This is a genomic window from Mucilaginibacter aquaedulcis, assembly GCF_030409325.1.
Lineage (GTDB): Bacteria > Bacteroidota > Bacteroidia > Sphingobacteriales > Sphingobacteriaceae > Mucilaginibacter > Mucilaginibacter aquaedulcis.
Genome location: NZ_JAUFPR010000004.1, coordinates 953,771 through 967,930, shown reverse-complemented (window position 1 = coordinate 967,930; position 14,160 = coordinate 953,771). Strand labels below are relative to the sequence as shown.

Below are 14,160 nucleotides of genomic sequence, written 5' to 3'. Positions count from 1 at the left end.
TGACCGGACGGATTTAAACAGCGGCTGTTTTCCGGTAAACTTTCGGGGTGAGCTGCTGGTTCCGCTTAAAGAAATTGATGAAATGTGGCAGGTCGTCAAATCCCAGGCTCCAGGCGATCTCGGAGATGTTCCAGTCGGTATGCTGGAGCAGACTCCGGGCTTCCTGCATAATGCGCGTGGCGATCAGCTGAGAAGTGGTCTTACCAGTTACAGCTTTTAAGGCGGCGTTCAGATGATTGATATGAACCGACAACCGGCCCGCGAAATCTGCAGGGTTCCGCAGTTCCATACGCTGCATCGTTGTTTGGATAGGAAACTGCCTTTCCAGCAATTCGCTGAAAATGGATACGATCCGCTGCGGGCCGTTGGAATCTTTGTAGGGCTGAAACGCAGCAGGTTCGAGTTTGAGCGCCGAAAAGATCAGCTGCAATACCATCGACCGCAGCGAATCGTATTTATAGCTGAATTCCAGGGTGATCTCCTCCAGCATCTGTTTAAAAATATCCTCAACAGGCGATACTGGTCTTCATCAAGCTGAAAGAGCGGCATGCCCCCGGGCCTGAATACCGGGTAATCTTTTGATGGCGATGAACTGATCGAAAAACTCCTCGGTGAACACGCAGAAATAAGACGACTGTTCCGATTCGAGGTGTTCCCAGGCATAAGGGATATTGGGATTGGTAAATAACAGCGCCCGGTCAAACTCGATGGTTTTATCCGCGTACTCCAATCTCGTTCTTCCTTTAAGCAAACTGATCTTATAGAGCGATTTTCGGTTGAAAGGCTTACAGTCAAATTTATCGTCGCGGTTATGGTGTATGTAGAAAACATTGAAGTGCTGGACATCCTTGCTGATATCGCCCGGCATCCAGACGCGCGCGTCATTTTTCAAATCCTGGTGCAATTCATTCATATTTCAAAGTTAACTGTTAATCGGCTGTCAGGAAATCATTCTTTGATTTTTACAGTTTTTCCTTTGATAGCGGCAATTCTGCAAACGTCCCACCACGCTAATTTTGTGCTATGATAACAGCAAAAGGATATGCCGCGCAAAGCGCGAACGAAACACTGGCCCCCTGGAACTTCGAACGAAGGGACGTCGGCCCGCACGATGTGCAAATTGAAATTCAATACTGCGGGGTCTGCCACTCCGACCTGGCGCAGATCAATAACGAATGGTTCCCCGGAATCTTCCCGATGGTGCCTGGTCAGGAGATCGTTGGCCGTATCAGTCAGGTAGGCGCACAGGTGAAAAATTTTAAAATTGGCGACCTGGCCGGCATAGGAACACTGGTCAATTCCTGCGGCAAATGCAGCCATCGCGAACAAGGATGTGCGGGCTTTGCTGGGCGTTTCCAGTAATACCATCGTCAGCCTGCGGGAGAGCGGGAAGTTGCCCTATCATAAAGTGAACAGTACCTATCTTTATAAGCAGGTCGATATCGATGAGATGATGAAGGGGCTGGAAAAAAAAATCGGCGGTTTAAAAGAGTTTTGTCAAGCAGACGTTGCAACACTTGAGCGCTTATTGGCAAGATATGATGGCGTTATCAAACAACTTACCATTGTAAACCTGGCTGGATGTCTACAGTCTGCTGGAACCGTTCAATTCATCGAAAAAAAATGCCGGTTATTAAATCCAAAGGCATGTTGATTGCGATCAAAAGAAACGCTTTTGTAAAGGTCAGAAGAATGTTGTTGCGATCTATTGAGCGAGATTTGGCTAACCTAAATATTTAAACTGGGAAGAAAAAATATATTGTAACTTGAGATGCTAAATGCAAATAGGGTCGCTAAACACGTTTCAATATGTAAACCAAACAGTTTAAGTAAACATAGCTATTACTCCTTATATTATACCTAACTCTGTATATTTCAATCAACTGCAGCACTACCCGTCTAGGCTAATTCAAACATTATGGCGGGGAAATATACAAGTAAGTAAAAAAGTTGTTGCCCGAAAATTGTCAAGCGGCAAGACCATTGTATTATTTCACATGCACTTTACTCAAATTTTAGATTGAGAAGATCTATTGATTATGGAAAATCAATATTAATCATTTTATTGTTTATTTATGTGTTGACTAATGCCTTCAATAACCAGTAAATGTTTTTTGAGCATTGGCAACGATTTATCGATTAAGGCCGTCATTTCGGGGTATTTTACTTTTTTTCGGGCCTCCTCAAAAGTTGCTATATCTTTCTTGTGGTCTTCTACCATCGCCGCTACGTAAGCCTTGTCGAATTCGGCACCCGATTTGGCGGATAACTGCTTCTTGAGTGCTTGCTCTTCCATACCAATAGAATCCGGCAGCGTAATTCTTTTGTTTTTGGCCAGCTCCTTCAATTCCATGTTAGCCATCGAATGATCCTTAACCATCATCGCACCAAAATTTTTTACCTGCGCGTGTAATGCTTTTGCTTGCGCGAGTTTTCCCAATTCGACTTCTTCCAAACCTCCATTGGCTGCGTCGACGGCGAACTTCGCATCAGGCCCACTGATTGCCCGATCCCCCGTGCCTGCGTTTTTATTATTGAGGGAATCGTATTGATTATTAACGCTATCCGCTTTCTCCTTACTGTCTTTATTTGGCCCATGACAAGCCGCAAGCATTACAACAAAGGTAAGCAGTATTACAAGTCTGTAAGTTTTCATATGTCAATATTTTCTAAGTGGTTATCAAGTCATAATCCCTCATATTACAATCGTTATATTTACAAGTACCTTATTTTGACGAACAGAAATTGAATTTTAATCTTAACGGTATTAGCAAGGTTGGATCCTGTTTCTATAATCTTGTAATCGATAGCGCCGGCCTATAATTAACTTCCGGCAATAGCCGTTTCGAACTTTTGTATCTTGCTGGATTTTTGAATGACTGTAACTTGAGATTAGTCTTTATCCTCCTGATCGTGACCTTCCAATTTAACGAGCTTGTTATAAACGCCCAATAATAAAAATGGTGCTGCCCATTGTCCCACAAACAATGCAGTGTGTCTTTTGGCCAGGATTTTTAACGTGAGTGACGCGGCCATTGACCCTAATGCCGCCCATAAAAACAGGTCTGAGGGCAACTTAGCTGTTTGTTCTTCAATTGCGGTTGCAACTTTTCCTTCGCTTTTCGATTTTGTTTGATTTTCCATAATGATGTTAAATAATGTTTTACTACTAACAAAAACAGAATCAGATTGTTATCATTATAAGAAAATATTTATCGCCTAAATAAAAACCATGTGGAAACCATTAAGTAAAAATGCGCACGGCTTCATAGATTATGCTTTCGTTTTGACTTTGCCCTTACTCCCTGAAATTGTTGATTTTAAAAAAAAATAAAGTTGCCAAAGCTTTATCCCGTTCGGTGGGGGCCATTGTCTTAGGTTATAGTGCTGTTACAAAAGCAAGATGGGTGTTAATTTAAATATTGCCGTTTAAGGATCACCTGGCCATTGATATAGGTGTTAATTGCATTTTGATCGCGGCTCCCTGGATGGCGGACTTCGCGACAGATAGAAAAGCGAGAAACACAATCATCATTTCCGGATTGTTGGGTCCGGCAGCGACATTATTGACCAACACTGAACCATCTTCTGAAAAGGAAGACAGTTGCTTATTCATTTAGCGCATTGACCGGCAAGAAGTTTTAAAATAACTCATGCTCCTGAGCAGTACGAGCGATTCGAGAGCGATGGAGATGTATTCAGCCTCAGAACATAATAGGGTAAAAACATTATATTAGCTTTAAGAGTAGGCACCTGCGTGTTATTAGAATGGGCTTCAAAGGGAAAAGCGACAAAAATATGGAGTGTTTTTGCACGATGGCTTGGAATTAATAGATAAAAATAGAAATGGTGAAACGGATTTTGGTGATTGATGATGACATGGATATATTGTCTATAATAGGTATTATTTTTTTTGAGGAAGGTTATGAGACAGTTCTTTTAGAAACGGGGAGGACAGCTGAAGAAATTAGACATCTTCGACCCGACCTTATCTTACTCGATGTAAGAATTGTTGGTTATTTTAAGAATGGAGCTGAAATTTGTAAAGATATTAAAAGTGAATCTGCATTGGACACCATTCCTGTGATCCTGATTTCCGCCGAAAGAGATCTTGAGGATTTAGCCAGAGCTTGCCTAGCCAATGGGTTCATCCGGAAACCATTCGACTTAGATAAGTTGCTGATCATGGTAAAAAATTTTTTGAATTAGGTTGAATTTTCAATGATTGGGCTCTGAGCTTGTTTCCTATTTTTTCGGCGTAGGAATAACTGATACTTTCTGGGATAACATGCCACTTATTATCTTTCCAGAAAATCAACACATTTTTTTTGCCGGGGATCAGGACTACCCATCCAGGAAACGTTAGATTACGCACAGGTTCCACCTGTAACTTTTGGATCATGCCAGATCCAGGCTCCTTTATTCGGATAGTTATCATAACTGTCTGATTTTTTGGATAAATTCCACTTCTGATTGATATTTGGATACCGGATGATCGTGTTCCGGCAGGGGCTTAATCAATAAGTTGATCCGGGAAATCATATCATCGATGTCAAATGGCTTGGCGATAAAGTCGTCACATCCATAGGTACCTTTTTGAATACCCTTGTTGCAATATGCCGTATAGATAATAATAGGGATAGCAGAAAATTCCAGGCTGCTTTTCAACTGGGCGCACCATTCACCCCCATTTTTACCATGAAGACCATAATCCAGCAAAATCAGCGAGGGTTGACACAATCTCACCAACCCCATGAGGTCATCTGTTTCTTCTACTATAAAAGGTTCAAAACCCTCATAATCCAAAAGCTCCTTCAGTACATCCAGTACGGCAGTGTCATCGTCCAATATGAGGATTTTTTTTATCATCAATTGATCGCACCGTTTGCATAAATTTCACTCAGGTCTACTAAAATGATGGTCTCATCAACGCCCTTGGCCATTTGAAGGGGTTCTGCATCGATACGAAAATACGTATCAAATTTTTGCGGAAGTGTTTTTAATAAGGGCCGGCGCTTAACCGGCATCAGGGTGATACAAATGTCAGCATCCTCGCCCACTATGTTAGTGGTTCGCGAAAGACAATACCGGTAACCCTGATTAATCAGGATATCCAGCAGTTCGATTGTTAAGATTTTTTGCATTGCCTTAGGTTCTCGATCAAAGATACCCGGCATTATTTTAGCCTTTAGGGTAATAATACCCTTGTGTTCTGGTGGTTATTACTCCATTTAGTGGTAAGGTTTAGATCACCCCGTTAAGGATGGCAAAGCGGATCAATGCAATGGTGTTTCGCGATCCGGTTCGGTCGATCAGCTGCTGACGGTGATTTTCAATGGTGCGTTTGCTGGTAAAAAGTTTATCCGCGACTTCCTGGTTGGTAAATCCTTCTGAAAGCAAGGTAAGGATCTCAACATCCAGGTCAGAAAATTCCATGTCCTGGGCATCATAATTGATAGCTGTCTCAGGGATGGCCATTAGTCTTTTCAAAAACCGACCGGATAATTCAGCGCATACGTACTGACCATATTCGAAGGTATAGCAAATGGAAAATATCAGTTCCGGTTTACTGATATTTTTGAGCAAATAGCCCCATGCCCCTGATTTAAATGCTTTGATCACGTATTTTTCGGTATCCAACGCGCTTAAAATAATAACCCTGATGTCTGGATAATCTCGCTTTAATCGCTCAGTCAGTTCAATTCCGCCCATAACCGGCATGTTCATATCAACCAGGATAATATCAGCCTCCGTGCCTTGCTCCAGTAGGTCAAGTACCTCAGCGCCGTTGCCAGCCTCACCTGTTACCTGAAAGGATTTTTCCTTTTCCAGCATGGCTTTGATGCCGCCCCTTACAATCAGGTGGTCATCTGCTAAAATGATATGAACGATGGACTGTTTCATATGAGTTAATTTGGTGTAATCTCCAACTGAATCTTTACTTTAGTACCTGTGCCGGGTTCAGAATTGATTTCAAGGCAGCCACCGTATAAACTGAGCCGGTTCCTGATACTAGTCAGTCCCGAACCAGATGCTACATCCTCTGGTTTTACTGAATCAAATCCTTTGCCATTATCCGAGACCATTATATCTATAGATGAGCTATTTCTTTTGACTTCCAAAACAATTAGACTTGCCTTTGAATGTTTCAGGGCATTGTTCAGCAATTCTTGTAAGATGCGAAAAATATTTGCTTCGAGCTGCAAACTTAGTCTTCCGGTCAGCCTGTTCAGCTTGGTTTTGATTAGCATCCCTGGAGTGGAAAGCCGCTTAGCCATCTCTTCTATGGTTGCCTTTAAACCGAAGTCGCTCAAAATAGCCGGGGCAAGTTCGAAGGAGATGTTGCGCGTTTCCTGGACGGCCATGTCCAGCAGCTTGTAAATTTCCCGCAAAACAGTTGCCGGATCATCGGCATCTAAGACCGTACCCAGCTTGATCCTGATGCCGTACAATAGCTGACTAACACTATCATGCAGTGCCTCGCTGATCCGTGCCCGTTCGTTTTCTTCGGCATGAATGGTTGCCAGCGCGATATTGCGCTGCTGTTCGTGCCTGACTAATGCCGACTCTTCCTCTAATAACCTTTTTGCGGTAATGTCCATCATTATACCTACGAACCTGCTGGGCTGGCCGGTTTCCAGGATTACGTGGCCCCGGATACTGGCAAAGCAAATAGCACCGCTTTGGTTATGGAACCTGCAAACGATATCTATAGGTTTCTGATTATTGAGCGCAACCCTGAATTGCTGGTCAACACCGGCCCGGTCATCCGGATGGATCAATCCAATAAAGGTCTGGTAACGACCATCGAATTCCCCGCCCGGGATCGCACATGTCTGGTAATTAAATTCGTCAAGGTAAAATTTCATGGTATCCAGTTCAAGCTCCCAGGTGCCAGAGGATGACGCTTCCAGCGCCAATTCCAATCGCTCTTTTGTTTTGGCCAGGACTTTTTCGGCTTGTACACGTTCCGTGATGTCAATCACGGCGATATCGCATTGCAGCGGCATGGTGCGCATAGGCCTAATGGCGATGCCTTCCATCTGGACATAAATATCAGTACCTTTTGTGGATCTCATTCTGATCTGGCAGCTTTGCTTTATTCCGCTGTTTAATAGCTGCCGGTAGAATAGGTGATAACCATCCCGGTTATCCTCTGCAACGAACGCTTGCAGCATGCTGCCGATAATGTTTCCTCTGCCGGTTTCCAGTAGCGCAATGCCGGCATTATTGACTTCGTTAATCAATCCTTTGCTATCGAGAATAAAATAGCCTATAGGAGCCAGGTCATAAATTCCGGAAAATTTGAGCTGTTGCAGCTCCAGTTTTTCGTTTGCGATACGGAGTTCGTCATTTTGCATCTCCAGCTCTGCCTGGTGCAGATGGAGTTCTTCCAGTAATTTTTGCAACCCCGGCTCCCTGGGGGAAATTGTTTTATTACTGGCTTTTAAATCTTTAAGTTGCAACCTGACTTTCATATATCTTCAGAATAAGTAATGGAGTAGTATCCGTTTGCTCAAAGAATGGGATAGCTTGCAATTGTAATGTTTTGGCTGGTTTTCCCTTAATTGTAATAATTGCTGAGACTTCCCTGCGTTCGACTAAAGATTGTTTTAAGATTTCCGCAGGTACTCCTGTCTTCCATTTTTGTTTGAGGAATTCATTTGCCTTAAATCCAACAACTTCTTTTTCCGACAGGCCAAATAGCGTTAGGGCCGCAGTGTTCGCCCCGTTAATGAACAGCGTTTTATCCAGTTGCAACGTGGCTTGCGGGATTTCATCCAGTATAGAGGCCGAATAGTCTTTAAGCACCGCAAGGGTGGATTGCATTTGCTTATAGTCCGTAATGGGTGTGAGGGTGATTACTACACCGGCGATATAATTGTCTAAGGTTCGGTAAGGCATGATCCGCATCCGGTACCATTCGTTAGCGGTTGTCCGGATATCTGAAGTCTTAATCGTCAGGGTATCGATCACTTCCCTGATTTCCTTGACATCAACCGGCTGGTCAAAATTAGAAACCACATGACTGATTGGCCTGCCGATGTCGCTTGTGATCAGGTTAAAAAGATGCCGCACCTTGGGCGTGTAACGCACAATGTTCAGCTCATTATCCAAAAAAAGCGTGCAGACTTCAGTCGCGTCCAGCAGATTTTTCATATCATTATTGAGCCTGGTTAACTCCTCTGCTTTAGACTGATACTGGCTGTTCACGGTCATCAATTCCTCGTTGAGCGACTGCATTTCTTCTTTAGTAGTCAGCGATTCTTCATTGGTACTTTGTAATTCTTCATTTGTACTTTGGAGCTCCTCGTTACTCATCCTCAACTTTTCAATCGAACTTTCCATCTCTTCCACCGTGGTGATTAGACGCTGTTTGGTGTAGACCAACTCCTTTTTCATTTCCTTTAGGGCATCACTATCGGCGATGTCCGGTTGTATCGCGCCTTTTTTATGTTTTATGATCGAACCTTGATCTTCAAATACGACTAAAATAAGAGGCGGCATGCCGGTTTCCTGCACTAACGTAGATTTGATGTTAACGACCCTGATTATTTTATCATCTTTGAACGAGACGTTCTCGGCGATAATGATCTCATCGCCCTGGAGAGCCTGGTGCATGGTAGTGGAGATTGCATATTTAAGCTCTTCCCGGGCCAATTTTAGGATATTATTAACGACGGTTTCCCCGCGGGGTAGTTCCAGGTACTTACCGGTATTTCCGTTATTATAGAGTATGTCGCCCCGCTCGTTTACTAAAACGGATGGAGGAAGAAACTTTTCGATCAGTACCTTATTAAAAAGTTCGGTAACCGGACGTTTTTGTTTGGGCATAATTATTTCATCTTGTATTAAGTGTGCGGAAGGTTGTTTAACGGAATGGAACGGGAAATCAAGGATATTACCCACCGTGACCTTGCCTTCGAGCCTGCGGAATATTTTCCATTTTGCATCGGCTGATCTGAATAGATCGGTAAAGCCACCAATTGTCTCTGCCGGCCCCATAAACATGATCCCGTCAGGATTAAGGGCATAATAAAACAGTGGGATGATCTTTTTTTGCAGTTCAGGCGTAAAATAAATGAGCATATTCCGGCAGCATACCAGGTCAAGCTTAATAAATGGGGGATCTTTGATTAGATTCTGCTGCGCGAATACGATCATGTCCCGCAACTCTTTTTTCACGCGGTACCGATCTTCTTCGCGAAAAAAAAATTGTTTCAAACGTTGGGGGCTTATGTCAGCCGCGATATTCTCATGATAGAGCCCTGAGCGGGCATGCTCCAGTGCCGGGGTATCCAGATCGGTCGCGTAGATCTGAATCTTGGGAATGAGTTTTTGTTTCTGTTCATTGACCGATTCCATCACGAGCATGGCGACCGAATAGGCCTCTTCCCCTGTTGAACAACCGGCAATCCAGATCCGGATCGGCTCGGCTGCGCGTTTCCTTCGGATTATATCATTAATGCTATTTTTGAGCGACTCAAAAGCGGCAGCGTCCCTGAAAAATTTGGTTACCCCGATCAGCAGTTCATTGAACAGTGTGGTAATTTCCTCCGGGTTATCACTTAAATAGGCCGCATACCGCGCGTAATCACTGAACTGGTAATAGGCGACCCGCCGGTCAATTCTGCGGCTGATGGTACTCTTTTTATATAGAGAAAAATCATGGCCGGTATGCGCGCGTAACAGCATCAGTATCTTTTGAAGCGCATTGATATTCCTGGCCGTACTTTTCGTTTCGTCATTTCCTTCTTCTGCAATAGCCGGGTGCTTCAAATATTGAATGATCTTTAAGGGCATGGCCTCAGGCGGAAGAACGTAATCGATCAGGTTTGTCCCGATAGCAGCCAGGGGCATGCTGTCATAGTCTGCTGTATCAGGGTCTTGTACTACAGTTAGCCCGAGATTCTCTTTGATCATCCGCATACCGGTTTCCCCGTCCGCGCCCATTCCGGATAATACGATGGCTATCGCCTGGCTCCACTGATCATTAGCCAGGCTTTCAAAAAAATAATCGATGGGCTGCCGGATGCCATGTGGCTTTGATGCTGCAAGTAACAGGAGTTTCCGTTTGTGGATACCCATATCCTTATTGGCAGGGATAATATAAACGTGATCGGGCTCAACGTCCATTCCATCGGCAGCTTCGATTAAAGGTATAGCGGTGTATCGCTGCATTACTTCGACCAGCTGGCTTTTATGAAGCGGGTCCAGATGCATAATGATCACGATGGCCATGCCGCTGTCAGGTGGCATCTGGGAGAAAAACTTTTCATAAGCGCTAAAAGAGCCCGCGGAGCCACCAATGGCAATGATTGGAAAAGAAAAGGCTTTAGCTTTCTTTTCACTGTCATCCTGGTTTCTATTAACGGCTATTTCGGGCCGGATCGCTGCTTTTGATGTGGCCATTATCGATGGACTGGTTTACTTTTTTCAGGTTAAAGGTAGCTATATTCGCTTGCAATCTGCAGGAACAATCAAAACAGTTTACGCCGGTGAATCGCCCTGAGTCGCTTTATCGTCGGATAATAAAATCGCTCTGATCCGGTCAATATGTCTCTGCGACATAGTCGCCCGCTCATGTGCAGAACGCGCCGCAGCTCCTGTGCTCTTTTTGCCAAGCGTAGTTAGCAGGTTTCGCCTTTCCTCGAACATGCGCAGTGCAACCCACATTGTTTCTTCTATTTTATTGGTTTGTTCTGCAAGTAACGAAGACGCGGTATAAGCATGTCCCGTATGGCAGCGGTAACGTAAAAAAGGCCCTTTTTTAATTTCCCACAAAACTCCGCCGCAACCCGGACAGTTAAACGGAACTTGTGTGCCCAGCGCATTCACCGCGGAAATATCACTCAGGACACGTTCTGCTATGCTGACCTCAAGCACAATATCTTTAGGTATTTTGATCTGCCTTTTACGGGGGGCGCTCATTAAGGCAGTCAGTAGGCCTCCCATCTCAGCTATGGGCAGACAATAGCACTTTTTAACCTGGTTTAACGCATTTTGCGGCATGTCCGGATATTCGGCGTCGTGGGGGTTCTGGATAATACAATCACCACCACATCTATCGATGGCTATTAGTCCCGCGGTTCCGTCGTCCAGGTAACCTGTCAGGATGATGCCCGTTACCCGGTTGCCGAAAGCCACTGCCGCTGAACGGAATAAGGGATCGATAGCTGGGCGGGAGCGGTTTTCCTGTGCACCCTTGGTGACCAGCACTCGCCCGCTTTTAGCCACCATCAGGTGGTGATCGGAGGGTGCCAAATAAACCACTCCCTTTTCAAGCTGGCCGCCGTTTACGGCATGTATGCACTTGAGGCTGCAATTTTTATTTAACGCGTCCAGCAGTGCGTTACCGGTTGCATCGCCCGAAATATGCTGAACCATAAGCACCGGGGCTGGAAATGCTGCCGGTAATTGTTGTAAAAGTTTAATTGCTGCACTCATTCCTCCGGCAGATGTCCCAACGACAACGATCTTGCCGGACTTGGAGTTAAAACCTGTGGGTTTGTCCTTATTTGCCATGCCCTTACGCCAGGTTGTCAGGCCTATTTTGCCCCTTTTGGGTATCCCTATCCTTACCTAATACGCGGAAATGCTGCGCTACTATTTCGGTGATGTGTTTTTTAACACCGGCTTTATCTTCAAATGACCGGGTCTGAAGCCTTCCCTCCACGCAAACCAATCTGCCTTTTTTTAGCTTCAATGCGGCTTGTTCTGCCATTGTACGCCACATGACGACATGGTGCCATTCGAAATGCTCTGATTTAATCCCGTTTTTTACCACAGTTTCCGCAGTAACCAATTCAAAACTGGTGACCGCGACATGATCTTCTAAATAACGAAGGTTAGGGTTTTTTCCTATATGACCCACCAACATGACTTTATTTATTCCTGACATAATATTATTTAGAGTCTTATAGTTAATGGAGATATTGTGCCGCAATTTCCAGGAAAAGCCTGCGGTCAGCTTTTGATTCGTCAAAACATTCCTTCAATAATTGCTTGATCGAATCATCAGGTAATTTAATGGCTGCCATTTCCAGCAGCTTGAAAGAACCCAGTTCTACGCTCTCAATAATGGACATGTAATATAAGATTGAAAAATCCGCTAAAGCTGTGTTCTCCTTTTTAAAATGGATGGCAGAAAACCCGGATTCCAAAAAATTGATCAGGTCGTCGCAGTCATTAAGAGAAGGTGTGGATTTTAGCAAAATAAACATATTTTCGATCCTTGCGATTTGTTTGCCAATATCTTCCCAGGTTTCTATAATAGCATATTTCAAGTTTTGAAAATCTGCCTGAAGCGCCAGTTCCGGTAATCGTTCGTGCAAGTGCGATTTTGCGCAGAAGATCCGGTTGAGGTGATATATAAAAAAAACATCGAGTTGTTCTCCTTTCAAAACTGGAAAAGAGGTGCTCCGTATTTGTGCATGATTTTTCATTTATTCGTAGATTCAGATTGTTTTTTGGGGTAGCTCCCTGGTTTGTTCACTGCTGTTCGTTCCAGTTAGTTTTCAGCATTTTTATGGGGCAAGTAATACCGCTCGTAGAATTGTTTCTTGTTGTCTTTATATTGAGTAATCGCGCCGAACCAGTGCATCATTTTAATAAAATACCAGGCAAGGTCTACCTGGTAAGGTTTGAAACCACTTCGTGCGCTTTTGGGATATAAATGGTGATTGTTGTGCCATTCCCCTGCAACTATTCCAGGCCAGAGCTGATTTATTGATTTATCATTTTTGTTATAATCAGTGCCTTCTTTTTGTTTATCCTGGCCTTTGGCGTGACCATCGTAATTAAAAGTCCTGACACCGACAGCCCAGAATCCCGCGGCTCCGAATAAACTGACTGCGAGTGCATGTCCGCCGAGCAAATAAAATGTGCCATACCAAAAACTCCAGTTTAGTATCCAGGACAATAGCGCGCGGTAAGGGTTGACATAGGATCCCCAGCGTAAATACTGAGAATAGGTATTGGCTTTTATGCCGGTATGGGCCATCAATGATTTCACTCTTTCATAATCGACTTGAGTTAAATCCTTAGCGATAGGCTGGTGATTGACATCAGCCAAAAAACAGTAGAGAAAGCCGGCTTGTGCATTATAGGGGTCGCCTGGCTGGTCTGATTTGGAATGATGGACATGATGGGATATAGCATATATTTCCTCCGGGATTACATTGATGGTTAGGTTTTGTGTAACAAAGCGCCAAAAACTATTCCGGAATTTATAGGCTCCATGTGTACAGTAACGATGATGCCAAATGGTGCCGTGGGTACCCATAATGATCATTCCGTAGACAAATGCCGCAAGCGCTGTCCACCAGCTTAAGTAAAAAATAATAAACAATACAAAAAATCCGGAAAGGCAAAAAACTTTTAACCAGCTGAATACGGAAAGCCAATTTTTTCGTGATTTTATCACATTTAGCCGGGAGAAGAATTCCTTTAGAATCTTAATCGTAGTGGGCTTGATGAGCACTCCCGCATCATCTTTCCAGCCATATGATGGCTTTTGCAAAACATAATCTAAAAATGGCATTTCTTTTTTATAAATGATGGCCAGCGGCATATTTACCTGCCGGCTTAAAGTTCGTGTTTAGGATTTTACACTTCGTGCGGAAAAACACCTCCCAGTAGTGGTCAAATACTCGACTTGTGATCGAAGCAAACTATTCGCATCCTGCAGGTATTACCCTACAAATAGTGCAACTTTACCCAAACGCTTGTTGGCCTATTGAGCAGGCTTGCGGCAGCCTTTATCCAAGAGCATTAGGTGAGCTGATTAATATTTAGCGTTTGCATCGCTTTCCGGCTGGATGATTAACCGAAGTTCGTTGAACGTCATCTATCGGCAGAACGGGCATCCGATATCGACCTATACATGCTGTATTTCGGTGTTTCCCTATTAATTCGGAAATTATAAAACTATAAAAAATGGCACAGCAAAAGCGCATTGGGGTTGCGCTATATTCCGCCAAAAACAAAGTAATTGTTCACCATTTAAAGAGTAATAATACCCTGCCTGTACTTTATCAACTCTTTACTTTTACTACAGGCTTTTTACACTACAGTTTATTTAGGTATCAGCGCAGCGAGTGCAATGGTAGCCTGTTCGTCAATTCATACAATCCCGGAATTGCATGTTCCGGGCTTGTT

The 14,160-nt window shown here is 43.9% G+C and carries 16 protein-coding genes and 1 pseudogene; 4 read left to right on the top strand and 13 right to left on the bottom strand.

Translation table 11 applies throughout. From position 1 onward, the window contains the following. Positions 1–13 precede the first annotated feature (13 nt). Entirely contained in the window at positions 14–490 is a 477-nt protein-coding gene (locus QWZ01_RS22590) for a helix-turn-helix domain-containing protein (protein ID WP_290327385.1), read from the bottom strand. Positions 491–529: 39 nt separating this feature from the next. Beyond that, a complete protein-coding gene (locus QWZ01_RS22585; protein ID WP_290327383.1) occupies positions 530–913 on the bottom strand; it encodes a hypothetical protein in 384 nt (127 codons plus the stop codon). Between the two features lie 110 nt (positions 914–1,023). On the opposite strand from QWZ01_RS22585, the gene QWZ01_RS22580 reads away from it, so the two are divergent. From QWZ01_RS22580 to QWZ01_RS22575, 3 genes and pseudogenes are all read left to right on the top strand, one after another. Further along, positions 1,024–1,362 carry an alcohol dehydrogenase catalytic domain-containing protein gene (locus tag QWZ01_RS22580; protein WP_353959429.1) on the top strand — a complete coding sequence of 113 codons (339 nt, stop codon included), beginning with the start codon at positions 1,024–1,026 and terminating at the stop codon, positions 1,360–1,362. Next, positions 1,334–1,399 (top strand): annotated as a pseudogene (locus tag QWZ01_RS26055) (hypothetical protein); the annotation flags it as partial. The gene QWZ01_RS22580 and the pseudogene QWZ01_RS26055, both read left to right, overlap by 29 nt. Positions 1,400–1,408: 9 nt before the next feature. Next, positions 1,409–1,654 carry a hypothetical protein gene (locus tag QWZ01_RS22575; RefSeq protein ID WP_290327382.1) on the top strand — a complete coding sequence of 82 codons (246 nt, stop codon included), beginning with the start codon at positions 1,409–1,411 and terminating at the stop codon, positions 1,652–1,654. A 408-nt stretch (positions 1,655–2,062) separates the two neighbouring features. On the opposite strand, the gene QWZ01_RS22570 is transcribed toward QWZ01_RS22575, so the two are convergent. Beyond that, positions 2,063–2,656: a DUF4142 domain-containing protein gene (locus QWZ01_RS22570; RefSeq protein WP_290327380.1), complete on the bottom strand. Its 594-nt coding sequence runs from the start codon at positions 2,654–2,656 to the stop codon at positions 2,063–2,065. A gap of 236 nt (positions 2,657–2,892) precedes the next feature. Beyond that, complete coding sequence (locus tag QWZ01_RS22565; RefSeq protein ID WP_290327379.1) at positions 2,893–3,144, bottom strand: hypothetical protein; 252 nt, start codon at positions 3,142–3,144, stop codon at positions 2,893–2,895. A 702-nt stretch (positions 3,145–3,846) separates the two neighbouring features. Here QWZ01_RS22565 and QWZ01_RS22560 point away from each other — a divergent pair. Beyond that, complete coding sequence (locus QWZ01_RS22560) at positions 3,847–4,209, top strand: response regulator (RefSeq protein WP_290327377.1); 363 nt, start codon at positions 3,847–3,849, stop codon at positions 4,207–4,209. A gap of 225 nt (positions 4,210–4,434) precedes the next feature. On the opposite strand, the gene QWZ01_RS22555 is transcribed toward QWZ01_RS22560, so the two are convergent. The 9 genes from QWZ01_RS22555 to QWZ01_RS22515 all read right to left on the bottom strand — a co-directional run bounded on the left by QWZ01_RS22555 (position 4,435) and on the right by QWZ01_RS22515 (position 13,573). Beyond that, positions 4,435–4,848, bottom strand: a complete 414-nt coding sequence (locus QWZ01_RS22555; protein ID WP_290327376.1) for a response regulator transcription factor — start codon at positions 4,846–4,848, stop codon at positions 4,435–4,437. Positions 4,849–4,868: 20 nt separating this feature from the next. Beyond that, on the bottom strand, positions 4,869–5,144 hold the full coding sequence (locus QWZ01_RS22550) for a hypothetical protein (protein WP_290327375.1): 276 nt from the start codon (positions 5,142–5,144) through the stop codon (positions 4,869–4,871). Between the two features lie 100 nt (positions 5,145–5,244). Beyond that, a complete protein-coding gene (locus tag QWZ01_RS22545; RefSeq protein ID WP_290327373.1) occupies positions 5,245–5,904 on the bottom strand; it encodes a response regulator transcription factor in 660 nt (219 codons plus the stop codon). A gap of 5 nt (positions 5,905–5,909) precedes the next feature. Next, positions 5,910–7,478 carry a PAS domain-containing sensor histidine kinase gene (locus QWZ01_RS22540; protein WP_290327371.1) on the bottom strand — a complete coding sequence of 523 codons (1,569 nt, stop codon included), beginning with the start codon at positions 7,476–7,478 and terminating at the stop codon, positions 5,910–5,912. Beyond that, positions 7,456–10,413, bottom strand: coding sequence for a CheR family methyltransferase (locus tag QWZ01_RS22535; RefSeq protein WP_290327369.1), 2,958 nt, complete (start codon positions 10,411–10,413; stop codon positions 7,456–7,458). The genes QWZ01_RS22540 and QWZ01_RS22535 overlap by 23 nt, the downstream gene beginning before the upstream one ends. 78 nt (positions 10,414–10,491) lie before the next feature. Further along, positions 10,492–11,526, bottom strand: a complete 1,035-nt coding sequence (locus tag QWZ01_RS22530) for a chemotaxis protein CheB (RefSeq protein ID WP_290327367.1) — start codon at positions 11,524–11,526, stop codon at positions 10,492–10,494. A gap of 4 nt (positions 11,527–11,530) precedes the next feature. Then, on the bottom strand, positions 11,531–11,902 hold the full coding sequence (locus QWZ01_RS22525; RefSeq protein ID WP_290327365.1) for a single-stranded DNA-binding protein: 372 nt from the start codon (positions 11,900–11,902) through the stop codon (positions 11,531–11,533). 22 nt (positions 11,903–11,924) lie between these two features. Beyond that, the gene (locus tag QWZ01_RS22520; protein WP_290327362.1) at positions 11,925–12,446 is read right to left on the bottom strand and encodes a DUF892 family protein; all 522 of its coding nucleotides are present in this window, start codon (positions 12,444–12,446) and stop codon (positions 11,925–11,927) included. 65 nt (positions 12,447–12,511) lie between these two features. Beyond that, positions 12,512–13,573, bottom strand: a complete 1,062-nt coding sequence (locus QWZ01_RS22515; protein WP_290327360.1) for a fatty acid desaturase — start codon at positions 13,571–13,573, stop codon at positions 12,512–12,514. Positions 13,574–14,160 lie beyond the last annotated feature (587 nt).